The sequence below is a fragment of the Aliivibrio kagoshimensis genome, from assembly GCF_050337105.1.
Classification (GTDB): Bacteria; Pseudomonadota; Gammaproteobacteria; order Enterobacterales; family Vibrionaceae; genus Aliivibrio_A; species Aliivibrio_A kagoshimensis.
The window spans coordinates 1-24941 of sequence record NZ_JAKJSQ010000050.1 but is presented as its reverse complement, the minus strand read 5'-3'; the positions used below and the strand labels follow the sequence as shown (position 1 = coordinate 24941).

Genomic DNA, 24941 nt, shown 5'->3' with positions numbered 1-24941 from the left:
GCCGGGTCACTTCATTGACTCGGCTTTTTTGCGTTAAATAGTAGCAACAAGGTTTACATCATGACCGCAATACTAAGTAGAGTCATGATCATTACCGTTAAGATACCAATTAATGGGCCGATGAACCGTAGCCATGATGAGTAGGCGACACGCCCGATGGCTAATCCCCCCATTACCACCCCTGAAGTGGGTGTTACTAGGTTTGGCAAACCAGATGCAGATTGGAAAGCGGTAACCACCAACTCACGACTTACATTAGCAAAGTCAGCAAGAGGAGCCAAAACTGGCATCGATAATACCGCTAGCCCTGAAGAGGAGGGAATGATTAAACAGAGTATGGCTTCAATCCAATAGATAGCGTTTATAAATAGAATGTTTGGCAGATCGGCCAATAAACCTTCGGCAAAATTTAAAACAGTGTGAGTAATGTTGCCATTGTCCATGACGACCACCAGCCCACGAGCAATCGCAATGATAAGCGCGACCCCAAGAAGATCTCTGGCACCATTAACAAAACTCTCGGTGAGCTCAACTTCGGATAAGCGGCCCACTAAACCGACCATAATACTTGCTCCTAAAAAGAGAGCTGACAGCTCAGCCATCCACCATCCACCAGCAGAAACGCCCCAGATCATCACTCCAAATGAAGCGGCAAAAATCGCTAAAATGGCCTTTCTTGTTCCATTTAACTGAGGGGTATCCGTTGCATCACCGTGTAAGAAGTGTTGTTCATTAGAGTGCTTTTGACTGGCGACAATGGACTTTGATGGATCATTTTTGACTTTTTCAGCGTATCGCATCACATAGATGACACAAGCTAACCAGCCAACAAGCAAGATAATAAGACGTAATCCAATGCCATCCATGAAATTAATCTCGGCGGCATTAGAAGCGATAACAGTAGCAAACGGGTTAATAGTCGAGCCTAAGCAGCCAATACCCGCACCGACCATGATGATAGCAACACCAACAATACTGTCATAACCAGCGGCGATCATCACTGGAATTAATATGGCATAGAAAGGGATTGTCTCTTCGGCCATACCGTAAACTGTACCGCCAAGCGCGAATAAACCCATTAAGATTGGGATCATCCACTTCTCACGGCCTTGCAATCTCTTCATGATTCCTGCGATACCAGCATCAATGGCACCTGTACGAGTGACCACCGCCAGAAAGCCACCAATGATCAAAACAAAGAGCGCGACATCTACGGCGCGAGCCGCATAGCTTGAAGGGTCATAGAAGCCTTGAATCGGCGCCATCAAGATATCAACGATACCTTGTGGGTTGGCTTCAACACTGTGGTAGGAACCGACTTGAGGAACCATACGACCGACAGCTTCATTTTTCTCCATCGTATACTGGCCTGCTGGCACTATCCAGGTAAGCCCTGCCATTAAGACGGTCAATAGCATTAAAATGGTATAGGCGGATGGAAATTTAAGTTTTTTCATTGAATCTATCCTTTTCAAAAAAATGTCTAAGCGACAAAGTCCATAATTTGCTGTGCAGACATTCCAGAGAGGCCCATTTTATTTAGGGTTCGGCCACTCTGGAAGTAATTGGTATCGTTGTAAGCGTTATCGATGTGCAAACATGAAGTGACAAGGGGGGTGTCAACCCCCACCAGTTGTCCGAGCTCATAGCAAGGGACCAGCAGATAGGCTGCATCTTCAGTGATGTATCGATTACTGGCTGAATTGGGGGCGCTGTTGAGCTTGCCGTGGGTTTCGGAAGTGCGGTTAACGTCGTACACCGTGATGCAATCCATATCGTAAAGAGCGTTCATGGCTTCCAACTCAGGGGTCAGCTGAAGCCCCAGCTTTTCTCCCACTAATTGACGCTCTTTTTCCATCACTGCCGCCGCTTTTGCCGTCGATATTGAACAGCAATCTTTATAATAATTAAACTGACCATCGAAGTTTTCGAGTAGCCCCATATTGAGTGTGGTGAGCAGAGGGTGGCCACCAAAATTGATGTTTTCCAATCCGGCACTGATCACATTATTTAGGGACGTTAAAGGTAAAGGCATTACCTGTTGCAGGCGAGATATTGCCTGTTCGGTACGTGAGGCCGGCAGGGCAGCAACAGGCAAAAACGCCTTCATCCCTAAAATAGCCAGCTCAGCAGGCCCTACAATTCGGGTTGCCCATGGAATGGATATCGCATCAACAAACGTAATGTCGAGGTGACCATACCCTTCATTTTGCATGATGTTATTCAGCACCAAGGATCCGTAGTTGCCTGGCATTAACATGATGATCTGACCATCTTTTAGATAGGGTAGCATCTGACGAAACAGTAGCTCCTGCGCAAAAGATGGGATAGGCAAGATCAGAAGATCACAGTAATTGACCGCCTCTTTGATCTCTCGCGTGATCTGATTGATGGTTTGAAAACCAGAAAAAGTGAGGGGTTGCTGATTGAATTCAGCTAAAGCGTTAATTCCCCCTCTCTCTTCTATATCAGTAAGAGGTTGATCGAAACCAGGGGCGCCATAGAGTGAGACATCTGCACCAATTAAAGAGAAGTGATAAGCCGCGGTTAAGCCTGCATTACCTGAGCCGATGATGGATACTTTGCTTTGCATGTGACTTCCTTACTACTGAGAACGTTATTGACGCTTATAGTAAGAATGGAGAGGGAATCTCAGCCAATGCAAAAATAGAATAGTAGGATGTGTTAACGGTATGGTTTACGAATGGGCATGATCTATTTATTTGATAAATATCACTTTAATAAAAATTACTCTTACGATTTTAATCGAGTTGGAATGTGATATCTGCCCGTTACCCATTCTCTAGATCTCGAATAGGGCCAATACTGAGTGAGATATCCACCTCATCAGCCATCAATAGAAACTGTTCAATAAATGTCTCAGCATGGCGATGAATAGGTTTTAATGCCGGATAGGTGATATCAAATTCAAAGGGCAAACTAAAAGCCAGAGGTCTCATCTCTACATCAGGATGTTCACTGGCAATTTGAGCCGTAAAGGGATCTGTGATGGCGATGCCTGCTCCTTCTCTTACCAATACTGCCGCAGTACTCGATAGAGAGACTTCAATCATCTCCCTGGCTTGAACACCGTAGCGATTAAATAGGGCGTCTAAATTTCTTTGAGTACTGTCTTTTTCATGACGTATCAAATTTTGATTGGTGAGATCGTTAATATCGATTGCCTGTAGATTTTTGAGCGGTGAGCCTACTGGAAAGATACAGACGCAGTCTGAAATGACACGTTGTGCTTTCACACCGGTAAGTTCTTTATCGATGAAAGAGAAGCCAATGTCGATGGTTTGGCTCTGAACACGGCGCAACACCTCTTCGGAGCGATAGGTTTTAAACTCAACTTTTATCTGTTTGCTCTGTTGAATAAACCGAGCCAAAATTCGTGGTAAAAATGCCGTTGACAACAGAGGCATTACTGCAATATTCAATGAGCCAAAATGTTGGGTACGAATTGAGTCTGCAGCGGTGTCCAACCCTGCCATTGCCTCGAACACTTTAGCCACCTCAAGATAAAAAGCTTTCCCTTCATCATTGAGCTCTAATCGATTGTTTTTTCGAATAAATAAAGAAAAAGATAGCTGATTTTCTAATGAGGAGAGCAGTCGACTCACCGCAGGTTGGCTTAAGTTGAGACGCTGAGCAGCAGCAGTCACTGTTTTGCACTCTACGATGGCTTGAAAGGCATTAAGTTGAGAAAGTTTCATAGTGAAAAGACCCGCAGAGGTAGGAGTCGATATGTTACCAGTGTACGGTTTTTGATGAGAACAATTTTTGAAAATTTGTACTACCGCTCATCTTTTACTATTGATGGTTGACTATTTATTGCGTATTCAAGAATATATAAACAAAAGTTAGCATTATAAACATATGTTTGTTTACTCGGAGGGATTCTCATGACAGAACGCGAGCTTGAAATACTGACCATCTTAAAGCAGAACCCACTGATCTCTCAGCAAGAGATAGCAGAGATGTTGGACATAAGCCGTTCAGCTGTCGCTGGCCATATCATGAACTTAACCAATAAGGGAGTGATAAAAGGCAAAGGCTACATCTTCTCGGAAAACAAGTATGCGGTGGTGATTGGAGGTGCCAACATGGACATTTTAGGTCGTCCCACTGAGCACTTTCGATTGTGTGACTCAAATGTTGGTGAGGTCACATGTTCCCCTGGTGGTGTTGGACGTAATATTGCTGAAAATTTAGCCAGACTCGGCACGGAAACTCGGTTGATCACGGCTGTCGCTAAAGACGCTTATGGTGGAATTATCATTGAGCAGTGTCAAAAAGCAGGAATCGATATGCGCAGTTGTTTGAGATTTGATGAGGGAGCGACCTCGACTTATCTCTCTGTACTCAATGCGGACAGTAACATGCACGTTGCCATTAATGATATGGCCATATTAGATAGGGTCAATAGTGCGGCCTTACAAAGAGAGGAGGAGATGCTTAGACGAGCTTCTCTTATCGTCATAGATACCAACCTCAATGAGAGTGCTCTCGCTTACCTATTTAGTAATTTTTCTGACATCCCAATTTTTGTCGATACTGTCTCTTGTGCAAAAGCATTGAGAGTAAAGCCTTATTTATCTGCTATTCATACATTAAAGCCCAACTTACACGAAGCGTTAATGTTGGCCGAGATGGAAGTTGAGGGCACAAAAGAGCTACCAAAACTAGCAAACTGGTTCCATGAACAGGGAGTGAATCGACTGTTTATCAGTTTAGGTGAAGAGGGAGCTTTCTATAGTGACGGTGTTGAGCAGAAGTTAATACCGGCTCAACCAACTTTGGTCACTAACGTCAACGGTGCAGGTGATGCATTCGTTGCTGGGCTTGCTCATAGTTGGATTCAAAACTGGCAGACTGAGCACACTACCCGATTCTCTATGGCAGCGGCTTCAATTGCCCTGTCACATATAGATACCATTAATCCAAATATGTCCGAAATTGCTGTAAATAGAACTATTAAGGAAATCACATGTTAAGTTCATACCTAGATATCCATCCTGAAGTGAAACAAGCTATAGAAGAGGGAAAACCTGTCGTTGCTCTAGAGTCGACCATTATTTCTCACGGTATGCCATATCCACAAAACGTGGAAACAGCCTTGAAGGTTGAAGCGATCATACGTGAAAACGGTGCAGTACCTGCGACGATTGCTATTTTGGCTGGGCGTTTAAAGGTGGGGATGACACATGATGAGATTGAACATCTTGGTAAAGCAGGGCAGGCAGTGATCAAAACCAGTCGCCGAGATATCCCTTTTATGGTGAGCCAACAAGCTGATGGAGCAACAACCGTCGCTTCAACGATGATCCTAGCGGAGATGGCTGGCATAAAAGTGTTTGCGACTGGAGGCATTGGTGGTGTCCATCGTGGTGCTCAGCAGACGTTTGATATCTCTGCAGATCTGCAAGAGTTGGCTAATACCGATGTGGCAGTGATCTGCGCTGGTGCAAAATCGATCTTAGACATTGGCTTGACCTTAGAGTACTTAGAAACTCAAGGGGTACCTGTGGTGGGTTATCAGACCAAAACCCTGCCGGCATTCTATACCCGAGAAAGTGAATTTAATGTGGACTATCAATTGGATACTCCATTAGAGATAGCAGCAGCGATGAAGGCGAAGTGGGAGATGAAACTGAAAGGCGGTATGATCATTGCCAATCCGATCCCAAAAGATCATCAGCTGGATCGTGCAATGATCGATGAGGTTATTGCTGAAGCTGTGATTGAAATGGATGAGAAAGGGGTCAGTGGTAAGGCGTCAACGCCATTCTTACTTGCTAAGGTTGCTGAAAAAACTTCAGGAAGCAGTTTGGCTGCCAATATTCAATTAGTGTTTAATAATGCTAAGTTAGCGGCGAAAATCGCAGTGGAGTATGCAAAATAATCCACTATACTAGTGTTGAGCTGGCTATTTACTGACTGCTCACCCTCGTATAATCCCAATAATAGGGTTTGGGAGTCTCTACCAGGATCCGATAAGTCCTGATTACGAAGGGCGAAGTTTCATATACTTAATGATGGATAGCGGTGAAATGCTGTCTATTGTTGGGTGTTTAAGCTTTTCTCTTTGTATGATCACAGTGCGGTCCACCAAGTTGAAAAGCTTTTAATTTTTGATAATAAATTAAGAGTGACCTATGAAGAGATTTATCCAAGAGTTACCCAAAGTTGAATTGCATCTCCATATTGAGGGGACGCTTGAACCTGAACTGATGTTTCAGCTCGCGCAACGTAATCAAGTCGAGATCCCATACCGTAGCGTTGAGGATGTTCGTAACGCCTACCAGTTTCACAACTTACAATCCTTTCTTGATGTGTACTATCAAGGTGCCAATGTGCTACTGCACGAACAAGATTTCTATGACCTCACCTGGGCATACCTACTTCGTTGTCAGCAAGATAAAGTGATGCACACTGAAATATTTTTTGATCCCCAAACTCATACGGAGAGAGGGATTGAGTTTACTACGGTGATTAACGGCATCCATAGAGCGCTTGAGGCAGGCAGAGAGCAGTTAGGTATCTCAAGCCATTTAATCATGTGCTTCTTACGCCATTTAGATCAAGCGTCTGCTCATGAGGTCCTACTCATGGCGTTAGAGCATAAAGAGAAGATTGTTGCTGTCGGTCTAGACTCCTCTGAGAAGGGGAATCCCCCTGAAAAGTTCCAACAGGTATTTGAAAAAGCGATCGAATATGGCTTCTTGACCGTCGCTCATGCAGGAGAAGAGGGCCCTGCCAGTAATATTGAACAAGCACTGGATCTATTGAAGATTACTCGCATTGACCACGGGGTGCGCTGTACCGAGAATCAAGAGTTGGTTAATCAATTAGTTCTACAGCAAACACCACTGACAGTCTGTCCGTTATCAAATACAAAATTGAAGGTGTTTGAACAGATGAAGCAGCACAATATTGTGGAACTGTTGAGAAAGGGAGTATGTGTAACAATTAACTCTGATGATCCCGCTTATTTTGGGGGGTATATGAATGATAACTTTATTGCCGTATCAGAGGCTTTCGAAATGAGTCATGGCGAAATTGCTCAATTTAGCTTTAATGCGGTGGCAGCCAGTTTTATTACGGAATCTGAGAAACGGCAAATGAGACAACAAATAGAAGCGTACATGGAAAAATTTACCATTTAACGTATGGTAAGTTGGGTGCGTTTCTATAAATATTTCTATGTAAAATGTAACTAATTAGAAATAGCAACTCTTTTTAAAGTGCCAGTCCATTCATTGGACTGGCATTTATCGTTCAGGTGGCGTTTATAGATATAAGAAATGTTACCTATTTCACATATCTTGTTTTTCTGAGAATTTTATCTAATTTTTAATGTCTTTTTTTAAACTTTATAAACACTGTAACATACTGTTTTTAAAGTGATTGATTGATTAAATTTATTTACACCATATAGAACGTAAAAGACCCATTTTATGGGGTTTTACATCACATTTCGTTTTCTGTTTTTCATCAATAATAACCACATCAACAAGCGATTATTTCACTGTAATTAGTTATTAAAAAAAACACTAATTGAAGTATAGCGAAATAATCATTCAGCTTGTTGTACGTGGAATCTAAAAACATAAAAAGGTATGAAGATGAAAACGAATTTTAAGAAAGTAGTATTAGGAGCAGCGATTGCTTCTGTTGCAGCAGTTTCAGTTGGAACAGCAACTGCGGCAGATTACCCGCCTAAGACAGTCTCTTTTGTTGCACCATCTGGTGCTGGTGGTGGCTGGGATTTAACTATCCGTACCGTTGCTAAAACGCTAAAAGATACTGGTATTGTTAAAATAAACATGCCAATCACTAACCGTCCTGGTGGCGGTGGTGCGGTTAACCTTGCATACATGCAGACTAAAAACGGAACTGGCAAGTTAGTTTCAGTTTACTCTCCACCAATTCTTCTTACTAACTTAACTGGCGCAAGCAAGTTCAGCTACCAAGATACAACTCCGCTTGCTCGTTTGATTACGGACTATGGCGCATTCGTTGTAGGTAAAGACTCGAAGTACACATCTATTGTTCAAGTTCTTGATGCACTTAAGAAAGATCCTAAGAGCGTGAAAATTGGTGGTACTTCTGCTGCTGGTTCAATGGACCACATCCAGTTCCTTATGATTGCAAAAGCAGCTGGTGTTGAAAACCTAAACAAGATTGACTACATCAGCTTCCAAGACGGCGGCGCTGTTGCTCAAGTTCTTGGTGGACACATTGACCTAATCTCTACGGGTCTTGGTGATGTAAGTGAGCTAGTTAAATCTGGTCACCTACAAGCACTAGCACAAACTGCTGATAAGCGTGTTGGTGAAGGTGTTGTTGCTGAAATCCCAACAGTTAAAGAGCTAGGAATCGATGCAACATTCGAAAACTGGCGTGGTCTGTTCGGTCCTAAAGACATGCCAGCTGAAGCAGTTACTTACTGGAGCACTTCTCTTAAAGAGATGTCTCAAACTCCAGAGTGGGCTGAAGCACGTAAACTTCACGGTTGGGATGATGCATACCAGAACGGTGAAGAATTCAGCAAGTTCCTAGCTGAAACCAACGTGAAATACAAAGAAATCTTAGCAGAGATCTTCTCTAAGTAAGCAAAACGCTCCATGTAAAAAGCTCCACGTAAAAGCTGGTGTCTCCGTGTTCTTCCTTCGAAGGCACCAGTTATCTAAACCGGATAAATTCTAATTATAATAGTTAGCCTAATTAAACACTTACAAGGATAAATTATGGAAAGCAGAGACGTAACCCCAAATTGGGATGCGTTTACAGGTATTTGTAGTGTCGCCTTTGGCGCCATTTATGGCACAGCTGCCTATACAATGCCTCGCGCAGCCTTTGGCAATCCAATGGACCCAATATACTTTCCGCTGGGAATTGCGGTATTAGCAGTATTTATTGGACTTTTACTTATCGTCAAAAGCAACTTTGGCGCTTCAGTGCAAGCATATAATGATCTCGTCAATGAAGACGACACCAAAAAGAATGACCGTAAAAGAATTCTATATACTTGCATAATCTCAGTTGGTTATGCCCTGCTTTTTGAACACCTTGGTTACGTTATTAGTACATTCTTCTTTATGTTCTTGATGTTAACGATCACAAGTGGAAAAGAAGCTTGGAAGCAAAGCATCATTGTTTCTGTTGCTTTCGCTGTTGGTATTTTCTTTATTTTCTCTTCGCTGTTAAGCATTAGCTTACCGCCGTTACCATTTTTTGAATAAGAGTTATTAATTATGGATGTATTAAATAGTTTAATGACAGGATTTGGTGTTGCACTACAACCTTATCATCTGTTTCTTATTACAGCGGGCGGTATCTTAGGTACTATTGTTGGTATGTTACCAGGCTTAGGCCCAGCAACTGGTGTTGCGGTTCTACTTCCAATGACATTTGCAATGGGTCCAACAGCTGCTCTTATTACCATGACCGGTGTTTACATTGGTGCGATGTTTGGTGGTTCAAGAAGTTCGATTCTTATCAACACCCCTGGAGATGGCGCAGCATTAGCCGCTACCTTCGATGGTTATCCGATGGCAATGAAAGGGCGTGCAGAATCTGCACTAGCTATCTCAGCAATCGCATCACTTATTGGTGGTACTATCGCTGCTATCTTGATGACGCTTCTTGCTGAACCTGTTGCTAACTTCGCACTGAAATTTGGCCCTGCTGAATACTTCTTACTGATGGTTGCTGCTCTGTCTATGACGGCATCAATGTCTAAGAATAATATGCTTAAAGGCTTCCTATCGATGGTAATCGGTCTTTCGATTGCTACGATTGGTATTGATGCACAATCAGGTGTTGAGCGCTTTACGTTTGGTAGTCTTGAGCTTCAAACGGGTGTTGACTTCCTAGTTGTTATCATTGGTATCTACGCAATGGGTGAAGTATTCAAAAGCTTCCGCTCACTTAGCCAAGGCACGAAAAAAGCACAAACTAAATTCAAACGTATTTGGATTGAAGGCGATGATTGGGAACGCTCTAAGTGGCCAATCCTACGTAGTGCTCCTATCGGCTTCATCATTGGTGCTCTTCCAGGCGCTGGTGGAACCATGGCTTCACTAATGTGTTACAACAACGAGAAGAACCTATCTAAGAACGGTGACGAGTTTGGTCACGGTGCAATCGAAGGTCTTGCTGCCCCAGAATCTGCGAATAACGCAGCGTCAATTGGTGCAATGATTCCAATGTTATCACTAGGTGTACCGGGTTCTGGTACCACAGCGGTAATGATGGGTGCTCTACTTATGTTAGGTATTCAGCCTGGGCCTATGTTGTTTGCTCAACACCCAGATACTGCTTGGGGCCTAATCGCAAGTATGTTTATTGCTAACATCATTCTAGCTGTTGTGAACATCCCACTAGCGGGTCTGTTAGTACGAGTACTGGCAATTCCACCTAAAGTACTGTACCCAATCGTACTTGGTCTAGCGTTCATCGGTTGTTATGCGATTGGTAGTTCTGTTATCGACTTCTACATCCTAACTATTCTTGGTGTAGCTGGTGTTATCATGAAACGTACTAATATCCCAACAGCACCAATGATTCTTGCGGTGATTGTAGGTGGCACGATGGAACAGTCATTCCGTCAAGCGTTTAGAATTTCGAACCAAGATCTATCGATTTTCACAGGCTCTACGGTTTCACAAGTACTAATTGCCATCACAGTAATCTCTATTGCACTTCCTGTTCTTGGAATGCTTAAGAAAAGCAAACAAGCTGCTAAAGCTGCTTAATTTGCACTATAGGAATACACTTCAATAGGGGGTGTATTCCTTTTTTATATCTAGATTGTGAGATTTTAACGTGTATAACGTATACCAATTCGAGCATATTGATGTAAAAAATAATCATAAGATGAGCGCTTTAAAGCGCTTTCTTAGTTCCATGAGTTTAGATATTGATGTAGATGTAGAAAGCTTTATTGCCGTGAAAGATCAAGGCAATATCGTTGGCTGCGGAGGTATCGCAGGTAATACCTTTAAATCCATTGCTATTCATGGAGAGTACCAAGGGCAAGGCGTTTCAGCCATGCTACTTACCGAATTGGTCACCTATGCTTACGAGTTAGGTCGATACAACCTCTTTATATACACCACGCCCAATAACTACGAACTGTTTCATCATGCAGGCTTTCATCAAATTGCCGAGGTTCCGGGCCGTGTTGTTTTGCTTGAAAATAGCCAGAATCGGCTCAAAGAACATTGCCACCAGTTGAGCAAGTTAAGAAAACCAGGCAGTGTGGTTGGCAGTATTGTCATGAACGCGAATCCGTTTACGTTAGGGCACCTTTATTTGATTGAGTGTGCCGCGAAGCAGTCTGACTGGTTGCACTTATTTGTGGTTCAAGAAGAGCAAGCACTGTTTACCTATCAAGATCGTTTCAACATGATTTCGGCAGGCATTGCCGACATTCCCAATGTGACTATCCATCATGGTTCAGATTACATCATTTCCAGAGCGACCTTTCCGAGTTATTTCATTAAAGACAAAGGCATCATTAACTATTGCCATACAGCGATTGATCTGCAACTGTTTCGAAATCATATTGCACCTGCGTTAGGCATCACTCATCGATACGTAGGTACCGAGTTTATCTGCATAGTGACTCGAAACTACAACCAACAGATGGATAAGCTACTCGCGGTTGCTTCCCCGCAATTTCCGCCAATTATTTTAAAAGTGATTCAACGTAAAGAGATCGACCAACAACCCATTTCAGCATCGTTAGTGAGGAAGCTGCTGGAGTTAGAGCGTTGGGACGATATTCGAGCTTTAGTACCGACAACAACGCTGGACTACCTTCATGAACTGGAAACCGCTGGTCGGGACTTAAAGCGCGTAAAAAAAGCGTAGTGGGTGAATGGTGATGTCATCCCCAGAAACACACAGCAAATGAGACTGCGGAACTGATGTCCAAAACTCCTTTTCACTATCCAGAGGCTCTGAAGCGATGATCAATCTGTTATTGGTTGTTTTGTAAAACAGAGTTGGGGCATGTTGGTCAGAGGCATATCGGAGGGCCCATACCTTATCACCATCAGACCAACAGGCGCTGATTCTTAATGGCTCACTCACTGTATTATGGTGAGCAATATGTTCAATTTGTTGGATGGTTGTTTTCACTGCACTCTCTACACAGTATTCGGCAAGTCCATTGCTTAATAGAAGTAAAAAAAGCAATTCGCTATCCGTTTGACCATTTCTCGCAGCGTAAAACGCTTTAGGGATAAGTCGCTCTAATTCCCATTTTATCTCATCATAAGCGCCAATTTGACCATTATGCATGAATAACCAGTTGTTATAGCGAAATGGATGGCAGTTTGTTCTTGAGGTGCTAGTACCAGTCGATGCTCTGACGTGGGCAAAGAAGAGTGGAGATTGAATGTGTTGCGATAGGCTCTTTAAGTTACAGTCACTCCATGCTGGCAGCACTTCACGGTATAAACCGGGCTCACGTTCACTCCCGTACCAGCCTAAACCAAATCCATCTGCGTTGATGGTGGTTATGGACTTACGTGCGCTCATACTTTGTTCGATCAGTGAGTATTTAGGCTCAAAAATCAGTTCATTTAAGTAGATCGATTTCCCTTTATAAGCCAGCCAACGACACATAAATACTCCAGTTATTTATCATTAAGTAACTGGAGTAATAGCAAACTTCATCTGATTATGGAATAGAAAATCCTCTTAAGAGTCACTATTTAACCACTGGGCATGTAATTTATTACTATCACCTAAATATTCTAATAACCAAGAGATAGCCGGATTGGTATTATTTTTATGCCATGCAAGACAGCAAGGGCTATCTTGGTAGGGAGTTAGAAGTGTTTTTTCAATTAATGTACCCGCCGCGATTAATGGGGTTGAACGATGTGATGGCATTAGACCCACACCGAGCCCAGCAATAAAGCACTGCTCAGCACTATGCCAATTAGGAACCACAAGACGCCGCTGATTATCCAGTAGCCATGTGGCTCGTTTGGGAAGGGTTCTTGAACTATCTTCAAGACAGATACATGGGTATTGAACCAGTTCCACTTCAGTAAGCGGTCTATCGACAGAAGCTAATGGGTGATCGGCGCTGACGACAAAGTCCCAAGATAGTGATCCCATTGCTCGATATGAGATATTACCACCAATAGGAATGGCGGCAGTGGCTCCTATGGCAATATCCGCACGATCATCAGCCAAGGCATCCCAAACACCATTAAATACCTCCATGGTCAACAGAAGCTCAACCTCGGGGAAGTGAGCGTAAAAGTCATGCACAAGCTGATTAACACTGGCTTCTCGTACCACATTATCTAATGCTATTGAGACACTGCTTTGCCAGCCATTTGCGACACGCTGGGTTTGAAATTTAATCTCATTCATCTGTTTTAGTATCAACCTCGCCTGTCCCACAAAGTAGAGCCCTGCCGAGGTGAGTTCCACTTTTCTGTGCAGACGGTTAAAAAGAGTGACAGCCAATTTATGTTCGATAGATTTCACCGAATAACTAATGGCACTAGGCACTCTATTTAATTCATTGGCTGCAGCCGCAAAACTTCCTAGGCGGGCAACCGTATCAATAATGATCAGTTCTTGATGGGAAAACATACGCGTCAAATTTTTTGATGTAAGTGATGAAAATATACCGTTTCACAGCCGATGATTACAAGCATAGACTTGCGAAAATTTTATAAATGAGCTGTGTAAATGAAAAATAAACATCGTACTATCCCCTATATCTGGTTAGCTGGTTTAAGCATGTTGGGCTTTATGGCCACCGATATGTATCTGCCTGCCTTTGAAGTTATTCGTCAAGAATTAGTGACCAGTGAACAGATGATTGGCTGGACCTTGACGCTGTTTTTATTAGGTATGGCAGGTGGTCAACTGCTTTACGGCCCCTTGATAAATCGGTTTGGTATGAAAATAACCTTATGTTCAGGCTTAGTTCTGTTTAGCGTTGGTAGTGCAGTTTGTGGACTGGCGAACAGTGTCGAAGTATTGCTAATAGGTCGATTTTTACAAGCTCTGGGAGCATGTGGTGCAACGGTAATTTGGCAGTCATATGTGATTGAAAAGTATGAAGCTAGGGTCTCTCAACGTATTTTTGCCACGATCATGCCTCTGGTGGCACTCTCTCCGGCGTTAGCACCATTAGTTGGGGCTGCATTAGAGAGTCAGTTTGGCTGGCAAACCATTTTTTATACCTTAATTATGATCGGTATTGGGTTGATCGTGCGAAGTAGTGCAATGGATTTTTCTCCGCAATATAGCAAAGAAGAGCAAGGTATACAGAGTACGAGGTCGGCCCCCTATTTTATCAAGCAATATGGTGATATTTTGGCATCAAAAATATTCACAGGGAGCATGATCATTTACGCTTCTTGTTCCGCCGCATTTTTTGCATGGCTAACAGGTTCACCTTTTATTATGCATAATATGGGGTATTCAGGTGCGGATATTGGCTTGAGCTATGTCCCGCAAACCATTGCTTTTATTATTGGTGGCTATGGTTGTCGTGCGTTGTTAAATAGATATGAGCCACAACAGATTTTACCGTGGTTATTAAAGCTGTTCATACTCAGTGTTATTACGCTGCTGTTAGTGGCGTTACGTACCACGCCCACAAGTATTATCCCATTATTGATTCCTATGTGTTTCATGGCTGCGGCGAACGGGGCTATTTACCCTTTAGTGGCAAACAGTGCTCTGGCTGAATTTAAAAGCAGCAGCGCATCCGCATCAGGATTACTGAATTTTTTGCAGATGATGTTTTGTGTCATGGCCAGTGGTATGGTCTCTGCATTAAGTGGTTATGGTTCTATTGCTATGACAGGGGTGATGGCAGTACAAGCAGTGTTGGTATGTGCAGGTTATGCATTGATAATGGCAGAAAGAAAGTCACAAAAAGATATGCAAGTCGACTTATATTAATAAACTGAGTATAACTTTATAGATTGGCGCTCATTATGAGCGCTTTATTATTGACGATAATGGTGAATATTGTATACAGTATATCGTCTTTATAATTTTTGGGGTGAATATGAAACGGAGTTTTTTCATACCAACTGTTAGCTTTTCACTGATGTTAATACTAGTAACTGTATCCATTATTTTTGATTTATGGGTATATGTATTCGTTATTTTATCCATCTGTGTTTTTTTATACATCTACTTCTCTTACGGTTCGGCAGCGGATTTAATGATTAAGAGAGATCAGTGTCAGATATGTCATAAAGAACTCAAGAGAAGTGTTCTATTAAACCGTGTATATTGTCAGCGGTGTGAAACGAAAAATTAGACTGTCACCCTCTGTATTTAAGGTGGAAACATGGAGCGCTTATCACTTGAGCAGTATCTTCAGCAGTTAATCGGAGCCGAAGGCAGTTTTCCTTTTGGACCTGATGCACTTGTATTTAAAGTCATGGGAAAAATGTTTGCCTTGGTTGGAGAATCTAAAAGGCCAGAAGATGAAGGAGTCCTAGCCGTCTCTTTAAAATGTGATCCTGTTGATGCCCAAATGTTAGTCAGTCAATTTGATGCTGTGATTCCTGGTTACCATTTAAACAAAAAACATTGGATAACCCTTTCGCTGAATCAAGATGTGGAAGATAGCATGGTCAAAGAGTTGATTGATGCATCGTATCAGTTGGTGGTTTCTAAACTCACAAAGAGAGAACGGTTACAGTTAAGGGAGTTAATATAGCTCACTCTTTAGCTGTTGATAAGCTTCTGGAAACCCTTGTAATGAAAAGGGCAGAGAGACCTGTTTTTGACTTTTTTTATTAATGTAAAATACGCCAAGTATCTTTCCACTTTTCATTTCGGATAGTAGTATGTTGTCCGCTAATATATTGACTTCGCAATGGGATTGGCTGCATTTTTCGATGGCAACTCGAATGTCTTTATTACTATCAATTTTAATGCCTAAACCTTGCTTTTGAGCCGCTAACGAACTGACTCTTATAGAGAGAAGTGTTTGCTTCTTAGGTAGGTTCAAAAGGCTTAGCCCACCTGCAATACGAGCTTCTTCTCCTTTTTTTACCATTAACAGTTGACTGATAAAGCAAGGCTTTTTAGCACATTCATAACTCCAAGAACCATAATTGGCAGATTCAGCTTGTGCTGGTGAGGCAGCCTGTAAACTTGGGAAAGTAACCAGTAGGAAAATGAAGGTTAGAAGCAGATTTTTCATTATTTTCTATATCCTTTTAATAGAAGAGAGAGCAGACTCTCTCCTCTATAAACTACATGACTTACCGTTATACGCGCTGTTTTTTACGAGAAGATGTGACGACTAGCCCACCTAGTGCCATCAAGAACAGCAGTGCCGTTTGTGGTTCGCTCACTCCAACAGGTTCGACAAATTCAGTAATAGCAACTTGTCTAATTTGTTGATTTCCTGCTCCTGTGAAAGTAAGACCAGTAACAAAACCAAGTGGATTCGTCGGGTCTAGCATATTATCGACATCAATACCGAGAATACGAAACTCTGAAACACCACCTGATGCAAAGGTATAGATATCGCCCGCAGCAATGGTGGCTGATAATACCCAATTACCGTTGCCGTTTAATAACCACAGCTCATAGTTATCATCATCGTAGCCAGAAGGCAGAAGTACCGTTGCAAAGTTATCACCTTGGTCAACGTAATAGTCGTAACCTGTTGCCACATCCGGATCAATGAATACTCGTTGGTTTAGGTCAACATTGAAGTCAAACTCCCAACCTTCTGGACTGACCACTGGCATGATCGGGTTGTCTGGTGTTTCACCCGGTAGAGCACCATCTCTGATTGCAAAACGCCAAACGCCGTCTTCACCGGTGTTTGAACTAGAGGTTAGCTTGGCAATGTCGGTGGTATTTGATCCAGGCAGTGCATAAAAATTGACACCGTCACCAGCGTCATAACCTGCTTGAGCTCGCGCAGGGCTAGCTTCTGGCTCAGGTGTTGATTGCGGTAGAGACGTCGGTGCGGCTATTTGCGGTGATAATTCATCTTGTGGCTCTAAGCCATCGTCGCCTCCATCACCATTGATTTCCTTCACCCAGTCGAGTTTCTCATAACGAAACTCAACGTCAAAATCGCCACTGTTGCCGGTATCAGCAGAGCGATCAATCAGTACCACTTGGAAGCTATTTGTGACATTCGATTGCACAGGGAAATAACCAACATTCTCCCATGTGGCTGTCATAATCCCCTCAGAGGAACCAACATAGACATCTCCACAATCGTTACAGCGGGTATCAATATCAGCCCAGAAAGGGGCAATCATCGGGTTATTAGCGACAGGGAATGGTTGTGGTACAAACTCGTTCTCTGCGCCGTTAAACGTTAAATTACCGTTATTATTAACAAAAAATGTCTCGTATGAGTTGCCAAAAAAGTTCACTTCAAAGGGGAGATCTAACTCGTTACTTGAATCATCATCATTTTTCGTCATCGCAAGTTCGCCATAACCCGTTGGACCACCAAAGCCTTTAAGCATGACGCTGGCTTGAGCGTTGATCGTAAACTGAGAAATAAGCAGGGTGGATAATAGTGCCGTGGAAAATTTGTTCATTGAAACAGTTCCTTTGTGAGTTTTGCTTAAGTTAGCAATATTCACGCCAAGTATTATTTTACATCCCGGACCCTTTTTATGTCTAACTCATTGATTATTTATTCTTTTATCATTAGCGAGAGGTGTAAAAATAGCTGACACTAAATGGGAATAATAATGAGATCGATTACTACTTGTGGATCTGTTGCAGGGCGCGTTCGGTTAACTGCTCAGTGTAGGGGTTTATTTTCCAGTGTTTTGGACTCCAACCGGTCACGAAACGTTGAAAATCAGCCCAAGCAATCGCGTAGAGAGGTCGCCACTCCTTTTCGATGAATGATGGGTTTATTTGTGGTTGAACACTGTTTAATGCTTCACTAAGTTGAGCAAAGTAGTAGTCAATGAGCTGCTGTTCGAGTGCCTGGCATTGTTCAGGAGGAATACAACTACTGATGAATAGAATTAAGTCTTTCATGCCACAGCCCTGACCCACATATTGAAAGTCTACCGCGGCCACACGACTCCCATCTGTTGAGAAACAGAAGTTGGCTAGCTTGGCGTCACCATGCACCAGCGTTTGATATTTACACTGTAAAAGTCGCTGATCGAGCTGACTGGCTGCCTGCTTTAATGGGGAATCGGGCATGGCGGCGAGTTCATCTGGACGTGTCTCTAGATGCCAGTAGGTCCCTGTTTTCCAGAGCTCATCAGTTTGCATCCCTAAATGTTTGGCATGAAAGCGTGCTAACCAGCGAATACATACTTTCGCTTCCTCAAGAGTGGCACTCTGTTTGACGACGGGAAACCCTTGCTGGGTGAGATCGGATAATACCAATAGAATGTCGTTGTTGCTCTGCTCGACGGCTAACACCTCGGCAACTGGGCAGAGTGGAGGACAGTGTTTGGCATAATATTGATACCAATTAAGCTCCACTTGATAGGAGGCTAATTTTCGTTGGTGTGAACGCTGTGTATTCCAACCTTTCGGGTGCTCACTCGGTTGTGGCAGAGAGATCTGTTTCACCACCACGCTGTTTACCTCACTACCGACAAAATATGCACGATAAAGCTGACCGTAACCTCCCCAAACGCCTTGAATTATCTCGATGTGAGACAATGTTGTGGCATTGGTGAGTGTGATCAACTTTTGCTGCATTGATACTGAAATGTCCATAACGCGTATACTCAACATGGGGAGAAGGTTAAAGGGTACTGGACTGACTCATAAATTCAAACTTCATTCACACTTATCGAGTGATCAACTCACGAGGAATAACCTCAACACCGGTTTGGTAACGTTTGGCTGCGGCATTTAACCCAATCTCTAATGCTGAATCACTTATCTGATCAAACTGTTGCGGTAGGGAGTTGACTTTAATCGGCAAGAAATCAAGCAATCTATTGTCACCAAAAGTCCCTAATTTGATGCGCTTCATTATTGGCGGATTCTCTAATAAAACGTCCAACACACCTTCCAATAACGTATAAGAGGTGGTGACTATCGCTTCTGGGCACTGCTCACTATCCACCCATGATTGCATGACTTCTCGGCCATGTTCACGACTAAAGTGCTCACCATAACTGACTATAGGTTGAAGGTTGTGTTCCTTGACTGCTGTAAGAAAGCCCGCTTCACGTTCAGCGGAAACATTCAAATCTTGCATGGCGCCAAGCAAACCAATGGAGTGCGGCTTTTTAGTGAGAAGTGATTGAGTGAGGACATAGGCTGAATCCAGATCTTCGCTGATTACACAGGCAAAGTACTCATCATCCATCCCCCTATCTATTGCTACGACAGGCGTGCCTTTCTCTTGAATTATACGATAAAAATTGGAATCACTCGGAAGGCTGCTGGCAACATACAAGACATCAATTTTTCGGCCGACTAAATTTTGTGCCACTTTCATCTCTGTCTCTGCGCAATCATCGGAGCATGAGATGATCAGTTGGTAGTTAGCTTGACGAGCGTTGCTTTCCAAACGTTTTGCTAATTTGGCATAACTGCTGTTTTCAAGATCGGGAATGATCAATCCAAACGATCGACTGCTACCGGCACGCAAAGCCGATGCTGCATGGTCTGGTTTGAAATTGTGTTCATCAACCACAGCCATAACTCTCTTCTCTGTTTTCTCACTGATACGGTAGGTTTTGGCCTTACCGTTGATGACATAGCTGGCTGTGGTTTTTGATACGCCTGCTAACTTGGCGATTTGATCTAACGTCATGATTTGGATCCTAAACTGTGCTCTTGATCATAATCTTAATGATTACTTTAGATTGATATTTGCATTATAGGCTGAATCGTTTCAGTATTAAAGCTGAAACGATTCAGCAAGACTATTCTAGCTCACAATAATCACCTTTATGAGTCAGCTGGTATTTGAATCATTAAAATTTATCTTTTTGCTGAACCGATTCAGCCAAAGTAAAAAAGAAGGTACCGCCATGTTGTCATTAACGTCGAAAGATATCACCCTGAACCAACAAGTGGGTAATAAAACAGATGCCATCAAAAATATTGCACATGCGCTGAATCAGCAAGGTTATGTGGGTCAAGAATACCAAAAGGGCATGCTAAACCGTGAAGAGCAGGGCTCAACCTATTTGGGTAATGGTATTGCGATTCCACATGGCACAACCGATACCCGGGATGCTGTGCTGAAGACGGGCGTTGCGATTCATCATTTTCCACAAGGAGTCGAGTGGGGTGAGGGCAACACGGTCTACTTAGTGATCGGCATTGCTGCAAAATCAGATGAACATTTGGAAATCCTCAAACAGTTAACTCACGTTCTGTCTAATGAGGGAGTTGAAGAGACACTGGCAGCGTGTACCACTGAGCAACAGATTGTTGATGTGCTTAATGGAGACGTTCAATTTGAGGCCATTTTTGATACGTCGACTATTTTATTACACTTTCCCGCTTCAGACATGTTTCAAATGACTGCGGTAGGAGGGGGTCTTATTCAAAACTGCCAAGCAGTAGGAAAAGGGTTTATCAGTGATGTTGTCGCACAAACGCCGACCCACATACAAAGTGGATTATGGATGGTTAGCAGTGGTCAAGGTGTGAACAAAACGGCACTCTCGTTTGTAACGCCAGTTAACGCGTTTGAGTGCAATGATCAGCCAGTGAGGGGGTTGTTAACGGTAGCCGCATGTAACGATCTCCATATGAAATATTTACAGAGCGTCGCGTCATTAGTTCAAACTCATCAAATAGAGTCGCTTTTTAATGCGAAACCTGAACAAGTTATTGCACTTTTAGCACAGCATCAAGCTGAGATCGCGGTAACAGATAACGATGAAAACAGCGCAGTCTATACCATCAAAAACACGCACGGTTTGCATGCAAGACCGGGTGCTATGTTGGTTGCCACAACTAAAAAGTTCGAATCGACCATTACGGTGATTAATCTCAACAATGGTGATGATAAAGCCGTGAATGCTAAAAGTTTGATGAAGGTGATCGGTCTAGGGGTTAAACATGGGCATGAACTGAAATTCACAGCCAAAGGTTGCGATGCATCTGAAGCGTTATCCGCGATAGGTGATGCGATCAATAGCCGATTAGGTGAGGGGTAGTCTGTGATGGAATCTCATGAACTGCGTGTCGTTACGGTCACACTTAATCCTGCATTGGATCTCACAGGAAGTTTGAATCAGCTCAATGTGGGTTCGGTGAGCTTGGTTGATCATAGCTCGTTACATCCAGCAGGCAAAGGTGTCAATGTGGCCAAAGTACTCGCTGACCTAGGCGCAAACGTCACAGTGACTGGCATTTTAGGTGAAGATAACCAAGAACCTTTTTGTCATCTTTTTTCGGAGAACAACATAACAGATGCATTCATACGCGTAGAAGGTGCTAGCCGTATAAACGTGAAATTGGTTGAGCCAAATGGCCAAGTGAGTGACATCAATTTTCCAGGAGTCACTGTCAGTGAGTTAGATCGAGTGGCATTTGAGACGCAGTTGTTTGCACTGGCCGATACTCATGATTTTTTTGTTATTGCTGGAAGCCTCCCACGTGGAGTCACACCAGAGCACTGCGCAGCATGGATCTCTGAACTGAATAAACGCAATAAAAAAGTCATTTTCGATAGCAGTAAAGCGGCGTTATACGCGGGTATTGATGCCGTGCCTTGGCTTGTTAAGCCTAATGATGAAGAACTAGCCGATTGGGCAGGAAAAGCGATCGAAGATCGAGATGAGCTTTTATCGGTTGCTGAAGCTATTTCAAAAAAAGGAATCACTAATGTGGTGGTGTCGTTAGGAGCACAAGGAGTGTTGTGGTTACAAGATAATAACTGGCTGCAGTCGGTGCCGCCAAAAATGAAAATTGTCAGTACCGTTGGCGCGGGAGACACACTCGTTGCTGGAATGTGTTGGGGCGCATTACAACAATGGGATAGAACGAAAACGTTACGATTTGCTACTGCCTTATCAGCGCAAGCTGTGGCTCAGATCGGAGTCGGTGTTGAATCGTTAGAAACCATAGTAAAAATGGCAGATCTTATCGAAGTAAGTTCAGTTCAAGTAGAGGGAAACTCATGAAAATTTCTATTGTTACCGCATGCCCGAGTGGCATTGCTAGTACAGTCATTGCAGCAGGTTTATTACAACAAGCCGCGAAAGATCTGGGTCACTCAAGTGTCGTGGAGTGCCAATCGAGTGTACAAGATTATGCTCCGCTGAAAGCGGACGATATCGCTCAAGCCGAAGTGGTGGTTATTGCTGCAATGGACGGGTTGGATACGTCACGTTTTGTGGGTAAAAAAGTGTATCAGGATAGCGTTGGCAGTTGTTTTTCGAACCCGACGCAGTGGTTAGAGCGAGCGATCAATGAAGCGACACTCTTAGAAGACGCACAAGTGACAGTCAGCAACGGCAAAAAGATTGTCGCTATAACGGCGTGTCCAACAGGTGTTGCTCACACCTTTATGGCAGCAGAAGCACTAGAGCAAGAGGGCTTGCGTCAAGGTCATCAAATTAAGGTGGAAACACGAGGCTCTGTTGGGGCTAAAAATCAACTGACTGAGAGCGAGATTGCTGACGCTGATCTGGTGATTATTGCTGCTGATATAGAGGTTGATTTATCACGTTTTAATGGCAAGAAACTGTATAAAACCAGTACTGGATTGGCGCTTAAAAAAACCGAACAGGAGCTGGAAAATGCGTTTGAAAATGCGACTCCTTATGTGGGCACTAAAAGTGGGGAAAGCAGCGGTACAACAACAGAAAAAGTAGGAGCCTATAAGCACTTGATGACGGGTGTGTCTCACATGTTGCCTATGGTGGTTGCGGGTGGATTAGCCATCGCACTCTCCTTTGTATTTGGTATTGAAGCTTTTAAAGAAGAGGGCACGTTAGCTGCGGCATTGATGACTATAGGTGGAGGCTCTGCGTTTGCTCTTATGGTTCCGGTGTTGGCTGGTTTTATCGCTTTCTCGATTGCTGACCGTCCGGGTTTAGCGCCTGGGTTAATTGGTGGTATGTTAGCAAGCTCGACGGGAGCTGGGTTCTTGGGAGGAATCATTGCTGGTTTCCTTGCCGGTTATAGCGCAAAGTGGATTGCAGAGAAGGTCTCGTTACCACAATCGATGGAAGCGTTAAAGCCGATTTTGATTATTCCATTGGTGGCGAGTCTGTTCACTGGTTTGGTGATGATTTATGTGGTCGGTGGTCCTGTTTCGTCAGTAATGGCGGCTATGACGGAGTTCCTTAATAACATGGGCTCTGCTAATGCGGTATTGCTGGGTATTATTCTTGGGGCGATGATGTGTTTTGACCTGGGTGGCCCTATCAATAAAGCGGCCTATACTTTTGGTGTTGGTTTGCTTGCATCACAAACATACGCGCCAATGGCTGCAATTATGGCCGCGGGTATGGTGCCTGCGATGGGCATGGGATTAGCCACATTTCTAGCGCGTAAGAAGTTTGTCGCTAGTGAAGCGGAAGCGGGTAAAGCCTCGTTTGTATTGGGGCTCTGCTTTATATCAGAAGGTGCAATTCCTTTTGCGGCGAAAGATCCGATGCGTGTGATTCCGTGTTGTATGGCTGGTGGCGCGTTAACTGGTGCACTTTCCATGTTGTTTGGTGCACAATTAATGGCACCACATGGCGGCTTATTTGTTCTATTGATCCCTAATGCGATAACGCCCGTGTTGATGTATTTAGTCGCTATTGCTGCAGGTACTGCGGTAACTGGCTTCAGCTACGCTTTCCTAAAGCGTGCTGAGTCATAACATTTACATTGTAAATCGAAAGAAAATAGAGCCTTACTTGAAGCAGTCAGGCTCTATGATTATCTACCTGACACAGTTTCTACCACTCTCTTTAGCGTCATAGAGTGACTGATCCGCTTGTTGTATCAGAGCGGCTATCGCACTGTCTGTTGTCGGTATCATGCTAAATGCACCAGCACTCACCGTAATAACACTGCTTGCCTCTGAGTACTCATGAGGAATGGCACTCTTTTCAATTTGAGAACGTAAGGTTTCAGCCACTCGACGTGCCCCGTCAAGATCAGTATCAGGCAGAAGTATGACGAACTCCTCTCCACCATATCGGGCCACTAAATCTGATGATCTAAGATGGGACTGGCCAAGTAACTTAGCCACCGTGCTTAACGTGTTATCGCCTGCTTGATGCCCGTAATTGTCGTTGTACGATTTAAAGTAGTCGATATCGAGCATAATCACCGAGAGAGGAGTATGACTTCGTAGTCCCCTGTGCCACTCCTTCTCTATCTGCTCATCAAATTTGCGTCGATTAGCGATGTTGGTTAATGCATCGGTATAGGTCAGTGTTAATAGATTCTCTTCAGCCAGTCGTCTAATCTTCATCTCTTGGGCTAAACGCGCATTGGAGATGGAGGTCTCTTTGGCGATGGCGTTAGATTGTTTGGAGTGGGCGCGAAACTTTTTAATCACAAAACCAATGCCGACCAGAGATCCCATCAAGACACCAGCGAGCAGGAAGAAAGTTTCTTTTAGCATGCTATTCGCCAGAGATATACTAGATGCTATGCGAGTATTCACTTCTATAACCCCAGCCATATCTCCCGCGACCCAATCACTTTTAGGGCTCTCTTGATGCTTATTATGACAGTTAACACAGCTCTGCTGCATGATGTCAGCGCTGGCATAACGAAGGGTTAATTCACCATCGAGCTGCTGGAAAACGAAATAAGCACTAGTAGGGTCTTTTTGTAGTGCTTCCCATGATCGACGAGAAAATTCATCTTTTAATCCCCCAGATTCTTCACGCCACGGGAAAGGGTATAAGCTGTATATTTTGCTACTTAACCCTTGATTTTTTTCTATTATTTTTTGGTTAAGCAGGCGGATTAGGGTCGTAGGTAGAGGAATCGCT

The 24941-nt window shown here is 43.4% G+C and carries 22 protein-coding genes and 1 riboswitch; of the genes, 12 read left to right on the top strand and 10 right to left on the bottom strand.

The window, feature by feature from the left end:
- Positions 1 to 53 precede the first annotated feature (53 nt).
- The 3 genes from L4C32_RS15020 to L4C32_RS15010 all read right to left on the bottom strand — a co-directional run bounded on the left by L4C32_RS15020 (position 54) and on the right by L4C32_RS15010 (position 3719).
- Entirely contained in the window at positions 54 to 1457 is a 1404-nt protein-coding gene (locus L4C32_RS15020; protein ID WP_428197705.1) for a YfcC family protein, read from the bottom strand.
- Between the two features lie 26 nt (positions 1458 to 1483).
- Positions 1484 to 2593, bottom strand: a complete 1110-nt coding sequence (locus L4C32_RS15015; RefSeq protein WP_428197704.1) for an NAD/NADP octopine/nopaline dehydrogenase family protein — start codon at positions 2591 to 2593, stop codon at positions 1484 to 1486.
- Positions 2594 to 2792: 199 nt separating this feature from the next.
- The gene (locus L4C32_RS15010) at positions 2793 to 3719 is read right to left on the bottom strand and encodes a LysR family transcriptional regulator (protein ID WP_428197703.1); all 927 of its coding nucleotides are present in this window, start codon (positions 3717 to 3719) and stop codon (positions 2793 to 2795) included.
- A 189-nt stretch (positions 3720 to 3908) separates the two neighbouring features.
- On the opposite strand from L4C32_RS15010, the gene L4C32_RS15005 reads away from it, so the two are divergent.
- The 7 genes from L4C32_RS15005 (at position 3909) to citC (ending at position 11886) form a co-directional block, all read left to right on the top strand.
- Positions 3909 to 5000: a PfkB family carbohydrate kinase gene (locus L4C32_RS15005; RefSeq protein ID WP_428197702.1), complete on the top strand. Its 1092-nt coding sequence runs from the start codon at positions 3909 to 3911 to the stop codon at positions 4998 to 5000.
- Positions 4994 to 5908, top strand: a complete 915-nt coding sequence (locus tag L4C32_RS15000; protein WP_428197701.1) for a pseudouridine-5'-phosphate glycosidase — start codon at positions 4994 to 4996, stop codon at positions 5906 to 5908. Before L4C32_RS15005 ends, L4C32_RS15000 begins: the two co-directional genes overlap by 7 nt.
- Positions 5909 to 5933: 25 nt before the next feature.
- A riboswitch (purine riboswitch) is annotated at positions 5934 to 6033 on the top strand.
- Between the two features lie 128 nt (positions 6034 to 6161).
- On the top strand, positions 6162 to 7172 hold the full coding sequence (locus L4C32_RS14995) for an adenosine deaminase (RefSeq protein ID WP_428197700.1): 1011 nt from the start codon (positions 6162 to 6164) through the stop codon (positions 7170 to 7172).
- Positions 7173 to 7631: 459 nt separating this feature from the next.
- The gene (locus L4C32_RS14990) at positions 7632 to 8621 is read left to right on the top strand and encodes a Bug family tripartite tricarboxylate transporter substrate binding protein (protein WP_428197699.1); all 990 of its coding nucleotides are present in this window, start codon (positions 7632 to 7634) and stop codon (positions 8619 to 8621) included.
- 135 nt (positions 8622 to 8756) lie between these two features.
- On the top strand, positions 8757 to 9251 hold the full coding sequence (locus L4C32_RS14985; RefSeq protein WP_428197698.1) for a tripartite tricarboxylate transporter TctB family protein: 495 nt from the start codon (positions 8757 to 8759) through the stop codon (positions 9249 to 9251).
- Positions 9252 to 9263: 12 nt separating this feature from the next.
- On the top strand, positions 9264 to 10766 hold the full coding sequence (locus L4C32_RS14980; protein ID WP_428197697.1) for a tripartite tricarboxylate transporter permease: 1503 nt from the start codon (positions 9264 to 9266) through the stop codon (positions 10764 to 10766).
- A 70-nt stretch (positions 10767 to 10836) separates the two neighbouring features.
- Positions 10837 to 11886, top strand: coding sequence for a [citrate (pro-3S)-lyase] ligase (gene citC / locus L4C32_RS14975; RefSeq protein WP_428197696.1), 1050 nt, complete (start codon positions 10837 to 10839; stop codon positions 11884 to 11886).
- On the opposite strand, the gene L4C32_RS14970 is transcribed toward citC, so the two are convergent.
- Positions 11863 to 12645, bottom strand: a complete 783-nt coding sequence (locus tag L4C32_RS14970; protein WP_428197695.1) for a class II glutamine amidotransferase — start codon at positions 12643 to 12645, stop codon at positions 11863 to 11865. The genes citC and L4C32_RS14970 overlap by 24 nt on opposite strands.
- A 75-nt stretch (positions 12646 to 12720) precedes the next feature.
- Positions 12721 to 13632 (bottom strand): DNA-binding transcriptional activator PunR, encoded by a 912-nt coding sequence (gene punR / locus L4C32_RS14965; protein ID WP_428197694.1) that lies wholly within the window; start codon positions 13630 to 13632, stop codon positions 12721 to 12723.
- Positions 13633 to 13731: 99 nt separating this feature from the next.
- Between punR and punC the strand changes: the two genes are divergently transcribed.
- Both punC and L4C32_RS14955 read left to right on the top strand, forming a co-directional pair.
- Positions 13732 to 14958, top strand: coding sequence for a purine nucleoside transporter PunC (punC, locus tag L4C32_RS14960; protein ID WP_428197693.1), 1227 nt, complete (start codon positions 13732 to 13734; stop codon positions 14956 to 14958).
- Positions 14959 to 15355: 397 nt separating this feature from the next.
- Positions 15356 to 15730 (top strand): MmcQ/YjbR family DNA-binding protein, encoded by a 375-nt coding sequence (locus L4C32_RS14955; RefSeq protein ID WP_428197692.1) that lies wholly within the window; start codon positions 15356 to 15358, stop codon positions 15728 to 15730.
- Here L4C32_RS14955 and L4C32_RS14950 read toward each other — a convergent pair.
- From L4C32_RS14950 to cra, 4 genes are all read right to left on the bottom strand, one after another.
- Positions 15722 to 16219, bottom strand: a complete 498-nt coding sequence (locus tag L4C32_RS14950) for an invasion associated locus B family protein (RefSeq protein WP_428197691.1) — start codon at positions 16217 to 16219, stop codon at positions 15722 to 15724. The genes L4C32_RS14955 and L4C32_RS14950 overlap by 9 nt on opposite strands.
- 67 nt (positions 16220 to 16286) lie before the next feature.
- Positions 16287 to 17588 carry a nidogen-like domain-containing protein gene (locus tag L4C32_RS14945; RefSeq protein WP_428197690.1) on the bottom strand — a complete coding sequence of 434 codons (1302 nt, stop codon included), beginning with the start codon at positions 17586 to 17588 and terminating at the stop codon, positions 16287 to 16289.
- A 169-nt stretch (positions 17589 to 17757) separates the two neighbouring features.
- On the bottom strand, positions 17758 to 18741 hold the full coding sequence (locus L4C32_RS14940; protein ID WP_428197689.1) for a phosphotransferase: 984 nt from the start codon (positions 18739 to 18741) through the stop codon (positions 17758 to 17760).
- 73 nt (positions 18742 to 18814) lie between these two features.
- Positions 18815 to 19792, bottom strand: a complete 978-nt coding sequence (cra, locus tag L4C32_RS14935; RefSeq protein ID WP_428197688.1) for a catabolite repressor/activator — start codon at positions 19790 to 19792, stop codon at positions 18815 to 18817.
- Between the two features lie 220 nt (positions 19793 to 20012).
- Here cra and fruB point away from each other — a divergent pair, with 220 nt between their 5' ends.
- Genes fruB through fruA form a run of 3 tightly spaced genes read left to right on the top strand, consistent with a single transcriptional unit; the run spans position 20013 to position 23812 of the window.
- A complete protein-coding gene (gene fruB / locus L4C32_RS14930; protein ID WP_428197714.1) occupies positions 20013 to 21152 on the top strand; it encodes a fused PTS fructose transporter subunit IIA/HPr protein in 1140 nt (379 codons plus the stop codon).
- A gap of 6 nt (positions 21153 to 21158) precedes the next feature.
- Positions 21159 to 22121, top strand: a complete 963-nt coding sequence (gene pfkB / locus L4C32_RS14925) for a 1-phosphofructokinase (RefSeq protein WP_428197713.1) — start codon at positions 21159 to 21161, stop codon at positions 22119 to 22121.
- Positions 22118 to 23812, top strand: coding sequence for a PTS fructose transporter subunit IIBC (fruA, locus tag L4C32_RS14920; protein ID WP_428197687.1), 1695 nt, complete (start codon positions 22118 to 22120; stop codon positions 23810 to 23812). Before pfkB ends, fruA begins: the two co-directional genes overlap by 4 nt.
- Positions 23813 to 23875: 63 nt before the next feature.
- Here the strand turns inward: fruA and L4C32_RS14915 are convergent.
- Positions 23876 to 24941, bottom strand: a 1066-nt coding sequence (locus L4C32_RS14915; RefSeq protein WP_428197686.1) for a diguanylate cyclase domain-containing protein, incomplete at its 5' end; no start/stop codon positions are given.

Excerpts from the sequence above, each read along its gene's own strand:
- L4C32_RS15020 (WP_428197705.1), bottom strand. The coding sequence starts at position 1,457 with ATGAAAAAACTTAAATTTCCATCCGCCTATACCATTTTAATGCTATTG.
- L4C32_RS15015 (WP_428197704.1), bottom strand. The coding sequence starts at position 2,593 with ATGCAAAGCAAAGTATCCATCATCGGCTCAGGTAATGCAGGCTTAACC.
- L4C32_RS15010 (WP_428197703.1), bottom strand. The coding sequence starts at position 3,719 with ATGAAACTTTCTCAACTTAATGCCTTTCAAGCCATCGTAGAGTGCAAA.
- L4C32_RS15005 (WP_428197702.1), top strand. The coding sequence starts at position 3,909 with ATGACAGAACGCGAGCTTGAAATACTGACCATCTTAAAGCAGAACCCA.
- L4C32_RS15000 (WP_428197701.1), top strand. The coding sequence starts at position 4,994 with ATGTTAAGTTCATACCTAGATATCCATCCTGAAGTGAAACAAGCTATA.
- L4C32_RS14995 (WP_428197700.1), top strand. The coding sequence starts at position 6,162 with ATGAAGAGATTTATCCAAGAGTTACCCAAAGTTGAATTGCATCTCCAT.
- L4C32_RS14990 (WP_428197699.1), top strand. The coding sequence starts at position 7,632 with ATGAAAACGAATTTTAAGAAAGTAGTATTAGGAGCAGCGATTGCTTCT.
- L4C32_RS14985 (WP_428197698.1), top strand. The coding sequence starts at position 8,757 with ATGGAAAGCAGAGACGTAACCCCAAATTGGGATGCGTTTACAGGTATT.
- L4C32_RS14980 (WP_428197697.1), top strand. The coding sequence starts at position 9,264 with ATGGATGTATTAAATAGTTTAATGACAGGATTTGGTGTTGCACTACAA.
- L4C32_RS14970 (WP_428197695.1), bottom strand. The coding sequence starts at position 12,645 with ATGTGTCGTTGGCTGGCTTATAAAGGGAAATCGATCTACTTAAATGAA.
- punR (WP_428197694.1), bottom strand. The coding sequence starts at position 13,632 with ATGTTTTCCCATCAAGAACTGATCATTATTGATACGGTTGCCCGCCTA.
- punC (WP_428197693.1), top strand. The coding sequence starts at position 13,732 with ATGAAAAATAAACATCGTACTATCCCCTATATCTGGTTAGCTGGTTTA.
- L4C32_RS14955 (WP_428197692.1), top strand. The coding sequence starts at position 15,356 with ATGGAGCGCTTATCACTTGAGCAGTATCTTCAGCAGTTAATCGGAGCC.
- L4C32_RS14950 (WP_428197691.1), bottom strand. The coding sequence starts at position 16,219 with ATGAAAAATCTGCTTCTAACCTTCATTTTCCTACTGGTTACTTTCCCA.
- L4C32_RS14945 (WP_428197690.1), bottom strand. The coding sequence starts at position 17,588 with ATGAACAAATTTTCCACGGCACTATTATCCACCCTGCTTATTTCTCAG.
- L4C32_RS14940 (WP_428197689.1), bottom strand. The coding sequence starts at position 18,741 with ATGGACATTTCAGTATCAATGCAGCAAAAGTTGATCACACTCACCAAT.
- cra (WP_428197688.1), bottom strand. The coding sequence starts at position 19,792 with ATGACGTTAGATCAAATCGCCAAGTTAGCAGGCGTATCAAAAACCACA.
- fruB (WP_428197714.1), top strand. The coding sequence starts at position 20,013 with ATGTTGTCATTAACGTCGAAAGATATCACCCTGAACCAACAAGTGGGT.
- pfkB (WP_428197713.1), top strand. The coding sequence starts at position 21,159 with ATGGAATCTCATGAACTGCGTGTCGTTACGGTCACACTTAATCCTGCA.
- fruA (WP_428197687.1), top strand. The coding sequence starts at position 22,118 with ATGAAAATTTCTATTGTTACCGCATGCCCGAGTGGCATTGCTAGTACA.